The organism is Protofrankia sp. CiT1, from assembly GCF_917627335.1.
Taxonomy (GTDB): domain Bacteria; phylum Actinomycetota; class Actinomycetes; order Frankiales; family Frankiaceae; genus Protofrankia.
Genome location: NZ_CAKJTP010000002.1, coordinates 60803 through 78601, shown reverse-complemented (window position 1 = coordinate 78601; position 17799 = coordinate 60803). Strand labels below are relative to the sequence as shown.

The 17799-nt window shown below is 66.5% G+C and carries 13 protein-coding genes; 7 read left to right on the top strand and 6 right to left on the bottom strand.

Annotated elements, in window-relative coordinates; all coding sequences use genetic code 11:
• Positions 1-6: 6 nt before the first annotated feature.
• The 5 genes from MJ785_RS00935 to MJ785_RS00915 all read left to right on the top strand — a co-directional run bounded on the left by MJ785_RS00935 (position 7) and on the right by MJ785_RS00915 (position 6878).
• Positions 7-507, top strand: a complete 501-nt coding sequence (locus MJ785_RS00935) for a methylated-DNA--[protein]-cysteine S-methyltransferase (protein ID WP_239310299.1) — start codon at positions 7-9, stop codon at positions 505-507.
• A gap of 1010 nt (positions 508-1517) precedes the next feature.
• Entirely contained in the window at positions 1518-2822 is a 1305-nt protein-coding gene (locus tag MJ785_RS00930; protein ID WP_239379898.1) for a hypothetical protein, read from the top strand.
• A gap of 348 nt (positions 2823-3170) precedes the next feature.
• The gene (locus MJ785_RS00925) at positions 3171-4937 is read left to right on the top strand and encodes an FAD-dependent oxidoreductase (protein WP_239344790.1); all 1767 of its coding nucleotides are present in this window, start codon (positions 3171-3173) and stop codon (positions 4935-4937) included.
• A 359-nt stretch (positions 4938-5296) separates the two neighbouring features.
• Positions 5297-5821 (top strand): peptidylprolyl isomerase, encoded by a 525-nt coding sequence (locus MJ785_RS00920; RefSeq protein ID WP_239312497.1) that lies wholly within the window; start codon positions 5297-5299, stop codon positions 5819-5821.
• 316 nt (positions 5822-6137) lie between these two features.
• Positions 6138-6878, top strand: a complete 741-nt coding sequence (locus MJ785_RS00915; RefSeq protein WP_239376227.1) for a rhomboid family intramembrane serine protease — start codon at positions 6138-6140, stop codon at positions 6876-6878.
• A gap of 42 nt (positions 6879-6920) precedes the next feature.
• On the opposite strand, the gene MJ785_RS00910 is transcribed toward MJ785_RS00915, so the two are convergent.
• Both MJ785_RS00910 and MJ785_RS00905 read right to left on the bottom strand, forming a co-directional pair.
• On the bottom strand, positions 6921-7406 hold the full coding sequence (locus tag MJ785_RS00910; protein WP_239379897.1) for a PH domain-containing protein: 486 nt from the start codon (positions 7404-7406) through the stop codon (positions 6921-6923).
• A 309-nt stretch (positions 7407-7715) separates the two neighbouring features.
• Positions 7716-8024, bottom strand: a complete 309-nt coding sequence (locus MJ785_RS00905; protein WP_239312503.1) for a cell division protein CrgA — start codon at positions 8022-8024, stop codon at positions 7716-7718.
• A gap of 402 nt (positions 8025-8426) precedes the next feature.
• Between MJ785_RS00905 and MJ785_RS00900 the strand changes: the two genes are divergently transcribed.
• On the top strand, positions 8427-10190 hold the full coding sequence (locus MJ785_RS00900; RefSeq protein WP_239312506.1) for an AMP-binding protein: 1764 nt from the start codon (positions 8427-8429) through the stop codon (positions 10188-10190).
• Positions 10191-10451: 261 nt separating this feature from the next.
• On the top strand, positions 10452-11099 hold the full coding sequence (locus MJ785_RS00895; RefSeq protein ID WP_239312509.1) for an aminodeoxychorismate/anthranilate synthase component II: 648 nt from the start codon (positions 10452-10454) through the stop codon (positions 11097-11099).
• 19 nt (positions 11100-11118) lie between these two features.
• Here the strand turns inward: MJ785_RS00895 and pknB are convergent, their stop codons facing one another.
• Genes pknB through MJ785_RS00875 form a run of 4 tightly spaced genes read right to left on the bottom strand, consistent with a single transcriptional unit; the run spans position 11119 to position 17790 of the window.
• The gene (gene pknB / locus MJ785_RS00890) at positions 11119-13101 is read right to left on the bottom strand and encodes a Stk1 family PASTA domain-containing Ser/Thr kinase (protein ID WP_370652713.1); all 1983 of its coding nucleotides are present in this window, start codon (positions 13099-13101) and stop codon (positions 11119-11121) included.
• The gene (locus MJ785_RS00885; RefSeq protein ID WP_370651579.1) at positions 13089-14861 is read right to left on the bottom strand and encodes a protein kinase; all 1773 of its coding nucleotides are present in this window, start codon (positions 14859-14861) and stop codon (positions 13089-13091) included. Before MJ785_RS00885 ends, pknB begins: the two co-directional genes overlap by 13 nt.
• On the bottom strand, positions 14858-16312 hold the full coding sequence (locus tag MJ785_RS00880; protein ID WP_239309999.1) for a penicillin-binding protein 2: 1455 nt from the start codon (positions 16310-16312) through the stop codon (positions 14858-14860). Before MJ785_RS00880 ends, MJ785_RS00885 begins: the two co-directional genes overlap by 4 nt.
• Positions 16309-17790 carry an FtsW/RodA/SpoVE family cell cycle protein gene (locus tag MJ785_RS00875; RefSeq protein WP_239309998.1) on the bottom strand — a complete coding sequence of 494 codons (1482 nt, stop codon included), beginning with the start codon at positions 17788-17790 and terminating at the stop codon, positions 16309-16311. Before MJ785_RS00875 ends, MJ785_RS00880 begins: the two co-directional genes overlap by 4 nt.
• Positions 17791-17799: the final 9 nt, after the last annotated feature.

Here is a 17799-nt window from a genome sequence, read left to right as displayed (position 1 = left end):
GCCAAGATGACTTCTCCGCTGGGTCCGTTGCTGCTTGTCGGTGATGGCGTCGCGCTGTGTGCCATCCATATGAACGAGCCGGATGCCGCCGCGCCCTGGCCGGACGGTCTTGAGTCCGATCCAGTTGCGTTCCGTGACGCGATCGAGCAGCTCGAAGCCTACTTCATGGGCGATCGGACCGCCTTCAACGTACCGTTGCGTCCGGCCGGCACACCGTTCCAGCAGGCGGTGTGGGAAGCTGTGGCGGCTATCCCTTATGGCGCAACCCGTAGCTACGCCGAGATTGCCGCGGCTGTCGGCCGGCCGTCGGCCTTCCGCGCGGTCGGGCTCGCCAACAGCCGTAATCCGCTTCCCATCGTCATTCCCTGCCATCGGGTGATCGGTTCCAGCGGAGCGCTGACCGGTTACTCGGGTGGGATCGGCCGCAAGCGGCACCTTCTTGATCTTGAGCGTCGGACTCTTGCTCGTGATGGGCAGCTGAGTCTGGAACGGTTCAAGAGCGCCTGACAATAGGGGTGTAGCTCAAGGAGTGGGGTTGGGGTGCGCTCTGGTGTTGTGCTTCGACCGATGATAATGAGGTGAGGCGCGTGCCCCAGCCCCGCGATGCAGCCTCCCTTGTTGCCGGTCGCCAGGGCGTGTTTCGGAAGTCATCTGTCCGGCTTCCTGATCGAATGACGGCTTCCGAAGCAGGCCGTAAAGCATGATCGATGTGATGTATTTCGTGTTTCGTCGCGTAACGTTTCATTGATTAATCATAATTATTTGTGAAAATGTGATGCGGTCGGTGTCGTTGGCGGTTCCGCGTACGGGCCGGCAGCTATGTGGGTCCGCGGTGGGCTCGTCAGGGTGTCGGGTGGTGGACTCTGGCCGCTGCCTCTGGGCCGTCGGGTCGCGTGGACGCGTCGGCTGCTCGTCCGCTGCGATCCGGACGGTGCTCGCAGGTCTTCTCGCGCTGTTCAGGCGTCTTAGAGCGACCGGCAATAGGGGACGCGGCGTCGCGGGGCCAGGGCACGCACCTCGCCGCATCGCTCCCCGTCCATCGCTGCGCGATGCACGGGTACCCCGGCTCGTCGGTCGCCACCCACCACCTCCGGTGTCTGCCTCCGTCGCCTCGCGATGCACGCACCCCAGCTCCGCTCCTTGATCCACACCCCTATTGCCGGGCGCTCTTATGGGAGTCCCGCTGGCCCTCCACTGGAGGCCCGGGACGGCTGTTCCCGCCAGTTGTCTGCGGCAGTGATTTTTACTTACAACACACGATCAATTACCCAATAGTGACACAACGACATCATGAAGTCATGTTGTCTTCGTGTGTCAACGGCGGTTGAGGGGCGCATGCTCCCCTGTGTCCAGGGGGTACCGTGCTGGGACGCGGTTGGGCGACGTCCTCAGAGAAGCCTCTTACCGTGCCAACGAACACTCCTGGTAAGGAATTCGGTGCCGCCGACAGGTGCCTCGCGGGTCCCGCCGCGTGCATTACCCTGCGGCGCGTGCACCACCACTGCGGAAGGAGGAATGTGGTCGACGACATCCAGCAGGCGTTGCTCACCAACGCTCACGCTGGGACACAGCTGGCGATTCCCGGCGCCCTGGTACTCCTGCCCATATCCGACTCCGGGACGCCAGTGGCGGATCGGACCGCCTGGCAGCGTGCGGTGCTGCGCTCGTGTCTCCCACGTGCCGCAAAGCTCGTCGCGTTGGCTCTTGCCAGCCACGCGGTGGATGTGCCGAGCTGCGAGCTGGCCAATCCGGCGTTGCCCGGACCCGCCGCGGTCTGTTCTCCCGGGCTTGTGACACTGGCCACCGAAACCGGTTACAGCCGCACCCACGTGCAACGCCAGATCCGGCTGTTGCGTAGCCTCGGCTGGCTGATCGGTCTGGTCCGGCCGGCTGTTCGCCGCCCCGCGAGTTTTGCGTTGAGCATGTCCGACGCGGTCCGGGCGACCGCGTCCGCGGAGCCGGCCCCTGCGCTGCGGGCATCCGCCAAGCCAACCGCCAAGCCAACCGCCAAGCCAACCGCCAAGCCAACCGCCAAGCCGGCTACCCTGGTTGGCGGATCGGCATCGCGGACCCCCGCCCCGATAGCTGGCGGCGTATCCACCGGCACTGGGCCGCTGCGGCGGCAGGGCGGCACACAGACTTCCTCGGACAGGCCGAGCGCCGCGGCCCGGCGCCGGGCCCGCGTCACCGGTATGGCTATGGCCAGGGCCTTGACAGTGATCGAAAACCCCTCGGCGGTGGCATCTGGCCTGCTACCGACGCGAGAGCCGGCAGAGTCTCCTGTCACCGCCCCATCCGCTCCGCTCGCGCCGCCGATCACCGCTGTCACGCCCCCTGCCACGCCCCCTGTCACCGGATCCGAGCGGGCGCTGCCGGTGACACCGAAGGATCTTGCTGCCGACGTTGCCAAACAGGTCGTCGCGACTCTGGCCCGTGCGATACGACGCGATCCTGAAACCCTTATCGCAGCCAGTGACCAGCTGGCCCGAATTCTCACTGTTGGTTCGTGGAGTGCGGCGGAACTGGCCATGCATCTGGTGGACACCATCGGACCAAGTCTCGGAGCTGGCCGGGTTGACGATCCTGTAGATCATTTGCTTCGCCGTCTTGATCATTTGCCTGCGTCGTCCTCGGAATGTCTGTGCAGATCATGCCGTTCGTGGGTGGCGGCTCCGGCCGCCACCACACAGCGGGCTCCAGCCCCTGCCGCCACGGGACAGGAGGCTATGGTCGTGCCGGGGCTTGCCGCGATTGAGCAGGCGGCTGCCGCCGGGAGCGCACAGGCTCGTATGCGCCCCGAGCGAGCTAGCGGCGCGGCCTAGCGAGACAGCCAGCCTTAGAGCGACCGGCAATAGGGACGCGCGGCGTCGCGGGGCCAGGCACGCACCTCGCGTCGTTGTCGTCAGCCCAGGTAGGACACCGTTAACCGGGGCCTGGTCCGCCTCGCGACGCATCCACCTGGCATCCGACAGCCCCCGAAGAACTTCCAGCGCCGACCACTGAGCGGTCGCGAGGTTCTCTGTGGGTACGCAGAAAAGCATGGCCCTGCTTGCGGCCGGCGGGTCATGCATGGCGGTGCGGTCTGTTCAGGTGATATCCAGGGGGTCAGCCGCCGGGCACCGGACGGGGCGGTTTGCGGGAGGTGGGAAGGTGGCATGCCGGAGGCGAGGATGACCCAGCGACCCTGGTCGAGTACCTCCGCACGTGACGAGAGTGCGGAGCTGGCCGCCGACGTGATTGTGATCGGCTCTGGCTTCGGCGGAAGCGTTACCGCTCTCCGGCTTGCGGAAAAAGGCTACCGTGTCGTTGTCCTGGAGGCCGGCCGGCGATTCCCCCCGGCTGCCCTCCCTCGAACGAACTGGAGAATTCGTCGTTATTTATGGGCGCCTCGACTTGGTTGCCACGGATTTCAGAAAATTAATATGATCGGCCGTCTCCTCGTTCTTTCCGGGGCGGCTGTCGGTGGTGGTTCGGTTGTTTACGCGAACACGCTCTACCGTCCACTGGACGCTTTCTACGCCAATCGTCAGTGGAGTCATATCACCGATTGGCGACAGGAGCTCGCGCCCTACTACGACCAGGCTGAGCGGATGCTCGGGGTGGTACCCAACCCGACGACCACCCATACTGACGAGGTGTACCGGGCGGTCGCCGAGGAAATGGGTGCCGGCGATACATTCCGTTTGGCCGACGTGGGCGTTTTTTTCGGCCGGGCCGGTAAGAAGGAGCCCGGTGTCGAGGTTGCGGACCCCTATTTCGGAGGTGCCGGGCCGACCCGTACCGGCTGCCGTGAATGCGGTGAATGCATGACCGGTTGCCGTTGGAACGCGAAGAACACCCTCGACTACAACTATCTTTACCTGGCTGAGAAACTGGGCGTCCGGGTTTTCCCCGACACCCAGGCTGAGGCGGTTCGTCCGCTGGCGACCGGAGGTTATGAAGTCAGTACGGTCCGCACCGGTTCCTGGGTCAGCCGGGGACAGCGGAGGTGGCATGCGGACCAGGTCGTATTCGCGGGTGGGGTGCTCGGTACCGTGCGCCTCCTGCTAGCCATGCGGGATACCGGCGTGCTACCGGCGCTGTCGTCCCGGGTCGGCGAGCTGACCCGCACGAATTCGGAATCCATTATCGGCGCCACCAGATTCCGACCGGACAAGCGGCTCGCTCGCGGGGTGGCGATTACGTCATCCTTTTATCCGGCGGCGGACACCCATATCGAACCCGTCCGTTATGGTCGGGGTAGTAACGCCATGGCGCTGTTGGCCACGCTCATGACTGATGGCGATCATCGTTTGCCCCGCTGGCTGGTGTTTGTGGGTGCAGCGCTGCGGCATCCATTGCCGCTGCTGTTCTCACCGCTGCCGTGGCGATGGTCGGAACGCACCATGATTTCGCTGGTCATGCAGTCGCGGGATAATTCGCTCACCCTTGTCCGGCGGCGGGGCCTGTTCGGGCGTTGCAGGCTCACCAGCACGCGGGGCCACGGTCAGCCAAATCCAACCTGGATTCCGGCTGGCAATGACGCGACTCGGCGAATCGCGAAGCATGTCGATGGCTTTCCGGGTGGCACGCTCCCGGAGGTTCTTGATATTCCTATGACAGCGCACATCCTCGGTGGTGCCCCGATCGGGGACTCCCCGGCCAACGGGGTTATCGACCCCTACCACCGGATCTTCGGATATGACGGCCTGCATGTGGTCGACGGTGCGGCGGTCGCGGCCAATCTCGGCGTCAACCCGTCGCTGACGATCACGGCGTTGGCCGAACGAGCGATCTCATTGTGGCCGAACAAGGGTGAGCCGGACCAGCGTCCACCAGCCGGATCACGTTATAAGCGGATTCCACCGGTTCGTCCACTGTATCCGGTTGTGCCTGAACATGCGCCGGCTGCTTACACTGTCGGCCTTTCAAAGGGTCCTGAACGTCGTCGGGATTGATACTGAGCCTGCTGCTGGTGCGGCCGTACGCAGCGTTGGGCCTCCGCTACCGGCCGCCGTGGCCAGGCCGGTGAGCGGGTCTGCTCGGACGCGATCGGAACCGGCCTCGACGGCACGGGAATCGCCTGGTGCAGCGTGGGGCGGCCGGCGTGTCGGCGTCGTGTCGCCCGCATGCCGGCCGCGTGTTGCCCTCATGTCGGCCTCACCGTTCGGACGGAGCCGCCATCGCGCCGTGTTGGCCCGTGCTCCGACGCATACGATCGGCGGAGCATCGAGGACACGGCGGTCGTTGGACCCGCGACGCGATACTCGCCGCTACCGGCGATCAGCCACCACCGACACGACGGAAGAGAAGACTCATGGCTGAGGAGCTGTACGCCACACTGAGGACGACTCAGGGTGACGTTGAGATTCTGCTGTTCGAAAACCAGGCGCCGAAGACGGTCGCGAATTTCGTCGGTCTCGCCACCGGCACGCGGGAGTGGACCGACCCGCGGACGGGCGAGAAGCGAACGACTCCCTTGTACGACGGGACGATTTTTCATCGGGTGATCCCGGATTTCATGATCCAGGGTGGTGACCCGTTGGGCAGCGGCCGTGGCGGCCCGGGTTACAAGTTTGCCGACGAGTTCCACCCGGAGCTGCGCTTCTCCCGGCCGTACCTGCTCGCGATGGCGAACTCGGGTCCGGGCACCAACGGTTCCCAGTTTTTCATCACCGTGGCGGCGACGACCTGGTTGGACCGCAAGCACACGATTTTCGGTGAGGTCACGCGCGGCACCGAGATCGTGGACGCGATCAGCAAAGCGCCGACGGGTGCCCAGGACCGTCCCACCACCGATGTGGTGGTGCAGCAGGTCGTCATCGAACGCCGTACGGTCTAAGGCGGCTCGGGTTTAGGTCGGGGCCGACATGACGAAATCACCTTGGTCAGAGCCGGACGGCGCTGCCGCCGCTTCGGATGGCGGAGCTGTCGGTCCCGGCCAGCCAGCTGGACAACAATCGTCGGGACCCGATGGCTGGCGTCCCGTGGTCGGGCCGCCAGCTCCGCCTGGCGGCTGGACGCCGCCCGCCCAGCCCGCGGGCGGTCCGCCGGGAGGCGGGAGCGGACCCGCGCTCGTCCCGCGCTGCTATCGGCACCCAGACCGCGAAACCTACGTGTCCTGCCAGCGGTGCGACCGCCCGATTTGCCCGGACTGCATGCGTCCCGCAGCCGTCGGGTTCCACTGCCCGGACGAAGCCGGCAGGCAGGACCGCCGTTCCGGTGGCTTCTCCCGGCGGCCGGGCAGCCAGCTCGGTGGGCAGCTGGTGGGACGTCCCGGGCTGGTCACCCAGATGCTCATCGGGATGTGTGTGATCGCGTACATCCTACAGGGGCTGCCGGGACTCGGCGGCGGTACCGACAACGCCTTCACCCGAGACTTCGAGCTCAGCGGTCTGGCAATAGCGATCCACGGTGAATACTACCGGTTGCTGACCGCGGCGTTTCTGCATGCGGGTATCTTGCACATCCTGCTCAATATGTATGCGCTCTACCTGCTCGGATACCAGCTGGAGCAGATTCTCGGCCGGGTGCGCTACCTTGCGCTGTTCGTGGTGTGTGCCGTCGGCGGGAACACGTTCAGTTATTTGGTCAACGGCTGGAGCACCTTCTCGGTCGGCGCATCCACCGCGGTGTTCGGCTTCTTCGCGGCGTACTACGTGATCGCCAGACGGCTGCGGGCGGATACGTCGGCGATCCTCGTTGTCGTTGGCATCAATTTGATCATCAGTTTCACCATCAGCGGGATCGACAAATGGGGTCATATCGGCGGTCTTGTGACTGGTCTGTCTGTCGGCGTGGTGTATGCCTACGTGCCGCCACGCCGGACCTGGTTGCAGGCGGTCGCCGTGGGCGGCATTCTCGCCGCGTTGCTGGCAGCCGCGGTCCTGAGCACGTGATGGCGGTTGGCCGGTGGCGTTGTGCCACCCCGGTCGTGGATGTCAGCCGTGGCGGCGACGGATCTCCTCCACCACCGCGGCGATCCGCTCGGGTGCGGTGCCGAGCTGGCGACGGCTGAGCAGCACGGGGCCATCGATTGTCTCGACGATGAGAACGTGGATGTGCACGCCACGACGGTTGTGTGTCAGGGTGCTGGCCTGTACCCGCAGCACAGCGGCCCAGGGCAGCCGCCGCCGGTGGATCCCATCCACCAGGTCGATGCCGCCGTCGTCCACCCGCAGCGCGGGCCGGGCGACGGCGTCCCGCACAGCGAGCACGAGCAGGCCGGCACCGCTGAGCCCGATCAGGAGACGGCCTGGGTTGTCCAGCGAACTCAACCGGGACGCGAGCGAGCCGGTGGCCGCGATCGCGAGCACGATCATCCCGGCCGCCGCATAGAGGATCACCCGCCGCCACGACGGCGACCAAGCGCGTGCGTCGGCGGCCCTGGCGTCGACTCCGTGGGCACCGAGTTCGTCATCCCGCATGTCACCTAGCACGGTACATCGCGCTCACCGGCCGTCCGTCCGGGCCGGGCGCAGGATCCCGTTCGGCCTGCTCGGCGTGAGCACGGCTCCGTTGCCCGGCGGCCACATAGAGGAGATGATCATCCAGCCGGCGGTCGAGTGGTCGTCATACGTCGCATACTCTTTACGGTTGCCCCGCGGATACCCATCGTGATAATTGAGGGGTGCCCACGCGGGGAGCGGGTTCCCGCCATGGGATATCCACATTGTGGACAACCGTTGGGGACGAATGACAGCCGTGGAACTCCCTGGAAGAACTAACGGTGCGCATTACCTCCACTGCGTTGCCACGCCAAGGCCAATTACGACAAAACCGAACCCAATCAGGATGTTCCAGGCGCCCAGGCTGTCCATTCCCGGGACGCCACCGTTGGAAAAGTAGTAAATCAGCAGCCAGATGATCCCGATCGCAAAGAGTGCTATGATCGTTGCGCCTACCCACGGCGGAGACGGTGGCTTGCGCTTGCGGACCTGGGGGGCCTGGGGTGGCGAGGTAGTCGACTTCTTCTTGCGACGTCGGGAAACGGGCACTTCGGGGCTCCTTGAGGACCGTGACGAGCTTCGTGGGCTGGCCGCCATCCCCCCCGCCGCGGGCATTGGCCGGGGATACCGCGGACCAGCTGTCCCACAGGGTAGACAGGCCCGTCGCCAGGCCTCGCCGAACGTGCCATTCCGAACGTGTCCACCCAGATCCGCCGGGGCTGGCTGCTTGGTTCGGCCCGGTTGGTTGCGGTTGCGGCGCGCGGCCTCCGTAGCTCCCATAGCGAGGAGGGCCCAGGGTCCCGCCCGTGTGGTCGGCGCATTATACCGGCCCGCCGGGGATGTTTCTTGTTCGTTTTCTTGCCAGAATGATGCCCAACCGCAAACTGACGAGTGGCCGGAGAGTACGCGATGATGATTTTTCGTGTACTGGGAGGCCCTGGGGAGCCTAGGAGCGTACCCGCGATGCCAGGTGGATCGACGACCGAGCGGGAGAGTACCGTGACCAAAGCCACTACCTATGCTGACAAGCCGTGGCAATCATCCTACGTCGATGGTGTCCCCAAGGACGTTGAGATCCCTGATATCACGCTGAGCCAGTTGTTCGAGAACATTGTGGCCAGATTTCCGAAAAGTCCAGCGATTTCTTTCTTTGGTACCACGCTGACCTATGGCGCGCTCTCCCAGCAGGTCGGCGCATTTGCCGAGGGTCTTGCGAAGCTGGGCGTCCGGGTTGGCGATCGCGTCGCGTTGGTCCTGCCGAACTGCCCGCAACATGTAATCGCTTTTCAGGCGGTGCTGCGGCTCGGCGCGATTGTGGCCGAGGCGAATCCCCTCTACACCGAGACCGAGCTGACCCATCAGCTCGCCGACTGCGGAGCGGAGTACGTGATCTGTCTCGACCGTACTTACCCGGCGGTGGCGGCGGCTCGCCGATCTGGCCGGACGAAAGTTCGGGAGGTCATTGCCACCTCGATTCCGGATTTTCTGCCCAAAAAGGACCAGCTGTTGCTCCGGCTGCCGATCGCCAAGGCGCGCAGAAAACGCGCCGAAGTTGTGACGGAGCTGCCCGCGGATGCCCGTGCGCACGCCTTCCTCGACGTGCTGAGGACCGGCCGGGCCACGCCGGTGAGCACATCGGTCCAGGCCGCGGCGTCCGATGTCGCCGTCCTGCTGTACACCACTGGAACGACCGGTACGGCCAAAGGCGCGATGCTGACCCATCGTAATCTTGTCGCGAACGGTGAACAGGGCCGGGCGTGGATCGTCGGAGCCCGTCCGGGGCACGAGGTGCTCATTGCGGTGCTGCCGATGTTCCATGCCTACGGGATGACGCTGTGCATGATTCAGGGAATGGTGCTCGGGGCGCATGTCGTGCTGTTGCCAAAGTTTGATGTGACCATGGTATTTGACGCCATTGCCAAACATCGTCCGACGCTTTTCCCGGGGGTCCCACCCATTTATCAGGCGCTGTTGGACAGCCCGCGGGCGAGGAACGCCGACCTCACCTCGCTCCGGGGCTGCCTGTCCGGCGCGATGAAACTTTCCGCCGATCTGCAACAGCGTTGGGAATCGGCGACCGGTATGCCGCTCGTCGAGGGATACGGCATGACCGAGACCGCACCGTTGACCCACGCCTGCCCGTTGGGAGGCGCGACCCGCCCAGGATGGATCGGCCTGCCCGTCCCGTCCACCGAAGCGAAGATTGTTGACAGTGAGGACTGCACCAAGGAGATGCCGGTGGGTGAATCCGGTGAATTGATGGTGCGGGGCCCGCAGGTGTTCGCCGGCTATTGGGAGAACCCGGCGGCCACCAAGGCCACGCTGACCGCGGACGGCTGGATCCTCACCGGTGACATCGCGCGGATGGATTCCGGCGGCTGGTTCGAGATCGTTGATCGGAAAAAGGAGATCATTATTGCGGGTGGCTTCAACATCTACCCGACTGAGATCGAGGAGGTTCTGTTGGGGCTCCCCGAGGTCGCCGAGGTCGCCGTGATCGGTGTCCCGGACGCTTACCGCGGTGAGACGGTCAAGGCCTTCCTGGTGCTGCGGCCTGGCGCCTCCCTGACCGTCGACGAGGTGCGGGCGTATGCGGCTAAGCAGCTGTCTGCGTACAAAGTCCCAAAAATCATCGAATTCCGGACGAAGCCGTTGCCGAAGGTCGGAGTCGGCAAGGTCCTGCGCCGGGCGCTGCGGGATGAGGAAAAAGCCGGGGCTGGGGAGGGGCAGGGCGGATCTGGGCGGGACGCCGCCGAGGGCTGACCGGGCCCTGCCTCCGGCCGGGCGTCCGAGCCGGTTCGTGTCCGTCTGTGCCGGGGCGTGGGCCGTTTCCCGCGTGAGCTCTTTCTGGTGCTGGGCACAACCGGCGGTGTCCCTCTGTGCTTGTAACGGCAGGTCATCGCTCTGGCCAGATGATGTCAGTTCTGCTGAGATCAGGTGAGGTCGGCCGAGCTGACAGCAGGTCGGCCGACGCCGTTGCGTTCCACTGGGGCATCCGGCCGGTGCCAGGCAGAGGAGAGGTCAATGCGGATCCTGGTGATCGACAACTACGACTCATTCGTGTTCAACCTGGTGCAGTACCTGGGGCAACTCGGCGTGGACAGCATCGTTCGCCGTAACGACGAGGTCGACGTTGGCGATCTTGTCGCGTACGGTGTTGCCGGGGTGCTGCTCTCACCCGGGCCGGGCACGCCGGAGGCGGCCGGGGTGAGCGTCCCGATGGTGCGCGCGTGCGCCGTGGCCGCAGTGCCCATGCTTGGGGTGTGCCTTGGCCATCAGGCGCTCGGGGTGGCGTTCGGGGCGACGGTCGGCCGGGCGCCCGAGCTGCTGCATGGAAAGACCTCGGTGGTCCATCACACCAGCGCGGGCGTGCTGGCGGACCTGCCGTCGCCGTTCATCGCCACGCGGTATCACTCGCTCGCGGTGGATGCCGCGACACTGCCGGACGAGATCAAGGTGACTGCGCGCACCGAGAGCGGTGTTGTCATGGCAATGCGCCATCGGTCTCTGCCGCTGGAAGGAGTCCAGTTCCACCCCGAGTCCGTGCTGACGCAGGGCGGTCACCTGCTGCTGGCCCGCTGGCTGTCGGTCTGTGGTGACGACACAGCGCTGTCGGTAGCGCCCCAGCTGTCGGCCGAGGTCGAAACCCTGCGACAGAGCGCCTTTGCCTGACTGAACGTCCGGCCCGGGGCTACTGCTGCGGGAATCCGTTGCCGAATCGTGGCGTGTGTGAGTTCGTTGGGGATGCGCTGGTCGGTGATTGTGATGGCGTCGGGCTCGGGGAGGGCGAGGCCGTCTTGGTCGGCGTCGGGGTGGCCGTCTGGGTTGGGATCGTGGTGTCGGTCTGCTGCGACACATACAGCGTCACGGTCGAGCCGCGGCTGACGGAACTGTTCCTGGACGGTGTCTGGGCGACTACGGTGCCGGTCGGCTGACTGCTCGCGGTGGACTGCTGGCTCACCTTGAAGCCGTACCCCTCCAAGGTGGCCTTTGCCGCGTCGAGAGGCTGGTTCGTCACATCGGGGACGGTGATCTGCTGGCTGACCACGTAGATGGTGACCGTGTCGCCAGAGGCCACCGATGTTCCGACATCCGGGTCGGCGGACTGGACGGTGCCCGGCTTCTGCGTGGTCGCGTCGGTGAACGTGGCGACCTTGGGCGTGAGCCCGGCCGCCTTCAACTGGGTGATCGCATCGTTCTGGGTGAGACCCACCACCGGCGGGACGACAAGCTGTCCGGCTCCGGCCGACACGCTGAGGGTGACCACAGCGGTCTTGGCCGCTTTGGTACCTGATGGCGGGTCAACCGCGGTGACCTGGTCCTTGGGGGCGTCGCTCTGGACGGTGTTCGAGCGGATGTTGGTGAAGCCGGCGTTCTGGAGGTTGTTCGTGGCCACCGTCTTGGACTGTCCGACGATGTTTGCCGGGATACTCGCGGTGTTTGTGCTGCTGCCGGTGGACGAGCCGCCCCCGAGGAACCTGGTCGCCATCAACGTGACGACAACGAACACCACCACGACCGACAGCCCGGCCAGGATGTACTTCCAGGCCGCCGAACGCCGCTCGGGCTCCGGCGGGGTTCCGGCGCCGATCGGGCCGCCGTCGAGCGGACCGGTGCCATCGTCGCCCGTCCGATCGAGGTAATCGGAGCCGGCTCGGTTGTAACCGCTGGTCTGGCCGTAGGGATCACCGTAAGCGTCCCCGTAGTAGGCATCGTGATCACGCGAGATCACCTGCGTCCCCGTTGACGGCCCGGGTGGGTTCAGCCGGGTGGCAAGCTGGTCACCCATGAGCGGTGGCGCGTATATCCGCCGGCCGGTAAGAGCGCGTTCCAGGTCGTCACGCATTTCTCCGGCCGTGCCGTAGCGGCGGTCGGGATCCTTTTCCATCGCCTTGAACACGATCGCGTCGGCTTCGGGCGTGATGTCGCGGTCATGCGTGGACGGTGGCTGCGGATTCTCCCGTACGTGCTGATAGGCGACAGCGACCGGGGAGTCGCCGCGGAACGGCGGAAGCCCGGTCAGTAGTTCGTAGAGCAGCACTCCGGTCGAGTAGACGTCGCTGCGGGCGTCCACCCGCACCCCGCGCGCCTGTTCCGGTGACAGGTACTGGGCGGTGCCGATCACCGCGGCGGTCTGCGTCATGTGCGATGTGGTGGCGGTGGTCGCCCGAGCGATGCCGAAGTCCATCACCTTGACCGAGCCGTCCAGGCAGAGCATCACGTTCGCGGGCTTGATGTCCCGGTGGATGATCCCCATCCGGTGGCTGTAGTCGAGCGCGGCGCACACGTCGGAGGTGATTTCCATGGCCCGGCGCTCGGTGAAGCGGCCTTCGCGCTGGAGCACGTCACGCAGGGTGCGGCCCTCCACGTACTCCATCACGATATACGGGATGGTCATGCCGTTGATCAGATCTTCGCCGGTGTCGTAGACGGACACGATGGCCGGATGGTTGAGCGCCGCGGACGACTGCGCTTCGCGCCGGAACCTGGCCAGGAAGGTCTCATCACGCGCGAGATCAGCGCGCAGCGTCTTGACCGCGACCTCGCGTCCGAGCCGCACATCGCGACCACGGTAAACCTCGGCCATACCACCGTAACCGAGGATCTCACCCAGCTCGTAGCGCTGACCCACCAGGCGAGGTTCGGTCCCGAACACCTCAGTCACGCCTGCCACCCGTACTCGCCCTTCCGTTTTCCGGGCTGATAGCCGCGGACCTGCCGTGAACGCCCAGCGATCGTGGTCGCCGCGGTAATCCGGTCCCCTGTCACCCGGCCGTTCCCGGTCACGTTGTCACCGGTGACGATGCCACCTCCACTCCCCGGCACGTGCACCGCCCAGGTCAGTGGCGGTGCGCTCGTGGATGATCCGCTACTTCCGGCGATCGTCCGGGTGATCAACGCGACGACGGCGACAGTGACGATCAGTAGGATGATCAGGATGGGTAGTGACATTTTTTGTCGCCCCGCAGCCGCGGAGCCGCCCCGGTCACCGCCGGCCCGCCGTCTGGCTGCCCGCCCATCGAACGCCGAGCCGGCGGTGCGGCTCGGCGGCGAGGGCTGCCAGGCATGGATGTCTGGCAGCCGGGCCTCGGGCTGGCTGGTGGCGGAGGAGGCACGGTGGGTCTGGGCATCCCAGAGCGCGGCGGCTGTCCCGCCCGTGGGGCCCACGCCGCTGTCGGGAGCCTGCTGAGATGCCGCGGAGCCCCCCGGCGCGTGACCGGAGCCGTAGGCCGGTGGCTCCTGGCCGTTCGGGAACGCCACATCCCCGCCGGCCCGCGGGTCCCAGCGGGGACGGATCTCCGCGGGGGAGCTGGTGGTCCAGGACGGCTGGCGGGTCCACGACGGTGGCCGCTCCCGGGTGGGCGCCCTTGTCGTGGCGTCCGATCCGCCATGGGCACCGGTCGGGCCCGGGCGCCTGGCGGTGGTGTCCGAGTCCGCCCGGGATATCGGCCCCGGGCCGACGCCTCGGCGGGTCGCGTCGGCGCTCCACAAATTCCGGCGGATGGTGGCGGCGGTGCGTCCGAACGCGCCAGCGGACGCCGGTCTGCGGGCCGGGTCCTTCGCCATCGCGGCCTGAACGAGCCCACGGACCGGTTCGGGTACATCAGGCGGCAGCGGCGGGGGCTCGTCCTGCTGGTGGGCCATCACGACGACGATCGGATTGCGGTCGTCGAAGGGACGTCGGCCCGCGAGGCACTCGTAGGCGACCACGCCCAGGGAGTACACGTCACTCGCCGGTGTCACCGGCCGCCCTGACGCCTGTTCTGGGGAGACGTAGTACGCGGTGCCCATCATGATGCCGGTCGCGGTCAGCGGTGCCGCGTCGACCGCGCGGGCGATCCCGAAGTCGGTGACCTTGATCGCACCGTCGGTACGCAGCAGCAGGTTGCCGGGTTTGACGTCACGGTGGACCACTCCCAGGGCGTGTGCCGCCTGCAGGGCGTCCGCGGCCTGCCCGAGGACATCGAGGGTCTTCTCCGGGGACAGCCGTTTCTCCCGGTGCAGCAGCGCGGACAGCGGTTCGCCCTCGACCAGCTCCATCACCAGGTACGCGGTCGGATGGTCACCTTGGACGATGACCTCGCCGTAGTCGTAGACGGAAGCCACACCCGGGTGCGACACCCGGGCGGCGTGGCGTGCCTCGCCGCGGAAACGGACGAGGAACGACTCGTCGCTGGCGTACTCGGGGCGCAGCAGTTTCACGGCGACGGGACGGCCGAGGGTCTGGTCGAGGCCCCGCCACACCTCACCCATACCGCCGGTGGCGATGCGTCCTTCCAGCAGGTAACGGCCATCGAGGAGGGTGCCCTTCGCCGAGCCGCCGAAGGGGTGCGCGACCGCTGGCGCGGCCGGCGGTGCCGCCACCGACTGGCTGGCCGGGACCGCCGCATCGGGGCGCGGTTCGCCGAAGCCCGGCGGCGTCGGGGCTGTCACCGGCGGATGCCCAATGCGGCTTTCATGACCTGCTGGGCCACGGGAGCGGCCACCGCGCCGCCGGTGCTGAGTTCGCCGCCGCCGTTTTCGACGATCACCGCGATGGCGACGGTCGGGTTGACCGCCGGGGCGAAGCCGATGAACCACGCGTGCGGGGGCTCGTTGTCGCCGTGCTCGGCGGTGCCGGTCTTGCCGGCGACGGCGACTCCGGGGATCTGTGCCTTGGTGCCGGTGCCGCTGGTGACGACGCTTTGCATCATGGTGTTCAGGTTCGCGGCAACCTCCGCGCTGACCGGTCGTTTGTAGACCTCGGGTTCGGTCCGGCTGATCGCTTTCAGGTCAGGGCCAAGCAGCTCGGCCACCAGGTAGGGCCGCATCATGACCCCGTTGTTACCGATCGCCGCGGCCACCTGGGCCATCTGCAGCGGTGTGACCTTGTCGTCGAACTGCCCGATGGCCGACTGCGCGGTCTGCGCACCGTCGAGCGATGCGGTCGGATAGACGCTCGCCACCTGTGCCAGGGGAAAGTCCGGCACGGTCGCATTGAAGCCGAAGGCCTCGGCCTGTGCTCGCAGGGCGTCGTGGCCGAGGTCGATGCCGAGTTTGGCGAACGCGGTGTTGCAGGAGATCGTCAGGGCGTGGATGAGGGTGTCGGTCTGGCCGTCACCGCAGCGTTCGCCAGCGAAGTTCGGCAGTACGGTTTTGCTCTGCGGCAGCTGGAGCTGGTCGGGGGCCGCGATGCGTTCCTCCAGGTGGTGGCCGGCGGCCAGCGCCGCCGCGGCGGCGATCACCTTGAACGTCGAGCCCGGCGGGTAGGTCTCCTGAGTCGCGCGGTTGAGCAGGGGCTTGTCGGGGTCGGTGTTGAGCGCCTGAGCGGCCTTACTGGCCGTCGTCTCATTGTGACTGGCCAGCGGGGTCGGGTCATAGGTCGGGTTCGTCACCATGGCAAGGATTTCGCCGGTCTTCGGGTCGAGCGCCACCACCGCCCCCTTGCGGTTGCCGAGCGCTGTGGTTGCCACCTGCTGGATCTGCGGCACCAACGTGGTAACAATGCTCCCACCCCGCTGTTCGCGGCCGGTGACCAGGTCGGAGACCTTGGAGACGAACAGCCGCTGGTCCTCACCGGACAGGAAGTCGTTCTGGGAGCGTTCCAGGCCCGCGGAGGTGTACAGCCCGTAGTACCCGATGATGTTGGAGTAGAGCGTCGGGGCCGGGTACTGCCGTTGGAACTTGTACTCGTCGTCCACCGGGACCGAGCTCGCGACTGCCTGGCCGCCCGCGACGGCAATGGAACCCCGCTCCCGCTCGAGCCGTTCGGTGATCTGGCGGGCGTTGCCAGGCTTGTGCCGCAGCGTGTCCGCGTTCTTGGCCTGTAGCCAGTTGGCGTTGATCAGCAGTGCGCTGAACAGCAGCAGACACGCGATGGCGACTTTGCGAATGGGTGGGTTCATGTTGTTTTTACCACCTGCGTGGGGCTGTCGGCCACCGCGGTCGGGTCGAACAGCGGCGCGGCTGGCGTGGCCGACGCGGGGCGCCGGTAGGAGTCACTGATCCGCAGCAACAACGCGATGATGGCGGCGTTGGAAACGATCGATGATCCTCCGTAGGAGATGAACGGCAGGGTCAGACCAGTCAGCGGGATAAGCCGCATGACGCCTCCGACCTGCACGAAGACCTGTAGGGCCAATGACGCGGACAGGCCGGTCGCCAGCATCTTGCCGAACGGGTCACGGGCGCCCACGGCGGCTCGCAGGCCACGTGTCACGATCAGCCCGTAGATGACGAGGATCGCCATGATCCCGGCAAGGCCGAGTTCCTCGCCGATGCTCGCGACGATGAAGTCGGTGTTGGCGAAGGGGACCCGCTGAGGGCTGCCCTGCCCGAGCCCGGTGCCGGTGATCCCGCCAGCCGCGAACCCGAACAGGCCTTGTACCAGCTGGAACGATTTGTTGGTGGGGTTGTCCCCGTCGAAGGCGTGCAACCAGCCGTCCACCCGGACCTGGACATGCCCGAACAGCTTGTAGGACAGTACCGCCCCGAGCATGAACAGGGCGAGGCCGATGACGACCCAGGACGCCCGCTCGGTCGCGACATAGAGGATGACGAGGAACATCCCGAAGAACAGCAGGGATGACCCGAGATCCTTCTCGACGACCAAGACGCCAAGGCTCGCCAGCCATGCCACGAGGACCGGTCCGAGATCGCGGGCGCGCGGGAAGTGCATCCCGAGGAAGGACCGGGAGACCACGGAGAGGACGTCGCGTTTGTTCACCAGGTAGCCGGCAAAGAAGATCATCAACATGATCTTCGATATTTCGCTGGGCTGGAAGGTGAACGGGCCGATCCGCAGCCACAGCCGGGCGCCGTTGATGGTCGCGCCGACCAGCGGCATGGCGGGCAGCAGCAGAAAGACCAGCCCGGCGAGGCCGGCGGTGTACGCGTACCGCGACAGCGTCTGGTGGTCCCGGACGATGGCCAGAACGAGGACGAAAACGATGAGGGCGAGCAGCGTCCACACCAGCTGGAGCTGGGCGGTCCCAGGCGGGATGTGTTTACCCGCCCGGACGGCGGCGGCGGCCTTGGCCAGGTCCAATCGATAGATCATGACCAGGCCGAGGCCGTTGAGGGCCGCCACCAATGGCAGCAGGATGGGGTCGGCGGCCGGTGCGAACCGCCGTACCGCGAGATGGGCGAGTCCCCACAGCGCGCTGAAACCGAGGCCATAGGTGAACACCGACAGGGTGAGGCTCCCGTCGATCGCCAGCACCACGGCTGCCAGCGCGGCGGTCGCGAGCAGGCCCGCGAACAGCAACAGCCACAGCTCCCGCCGACGGTACGGTGGCAACTGCGCTCCGACCGGGACCGGGTACCGTGCGAAGGTTCCGGTGAGGTCGACCGCTTTGCCGCGGAGCGGGGGGAGAGCTGTCATCCTGCGGGC

Excerpts from the sequence above, each read along its gene's own strand:
- MJ785_RS00935 (WP_239310299.1), top strand. The coding sequence starts at position 7 with ATGACTTCTCCGCTGGGTCCGTTGCTGCTTGTCGGTGATGGCGTCGCG.
- MJ785_RS00925 (WP_239344790.1), top strand. The coding sequence starts at position 3,171 with ATGACCCAGCGACCCTGGTCGAGTACCTCCGCACGTGACGAGAGTGCG.
- MJ785_RS00920 (WP_239312497.1), top strand. The coding sequence starts at position 5,297 with ATGGCTGAGGAGCTGTACGCCACACTGAGGACGACTCAGGGTGACGTT.
- MJ785_RS00915 (WP_239376227.1), top strand. The coding sequence starts at position 6,138 with ATGCGTCCCGCAGCCGTCGGGTTCCACTGCCCGGACGAAGCCGGCAGG.
- MJ785_RS00910 (WP_239379897.1), bottom strand. The coding sequence starts at position 7,406 with ATGCGGGATGACGAACTCGGTGCCCACGGAGTCGACGCCAGGGCCGCC.
- MJ785_RS00905 (WP_239312503.1), bottom strand. The coding sequence starts at position 8,024 with ATGGCGGCCAGCCCACGAAGCTCGTCACGGTCCTCAAGGAGCCCCGAA.
- MJ785_RS00895 (WP_239312509.1), top strand. The coding sequence starts at position 10,452 with ATGCGGATCCTGGTGATCGACAACTACGACTCATTCGTGTTCAACCTG.
- MJ785_RS00880 (WP_239309999.1), bottom strand. The coding sequence starts at position 16,312 with ATGAACCCACCCATTCGCAAAGTCGCCATCGCGTGTCTGCTGCTGTTC.
- MJ785_RS00875 (WP_239309998.1), bottom strand. The coding sequence starts at position 17,790 with ATGACAGCTCTCCCCCCGCTCCGCGGCAAAGCGGTCGACCTCACCGGA.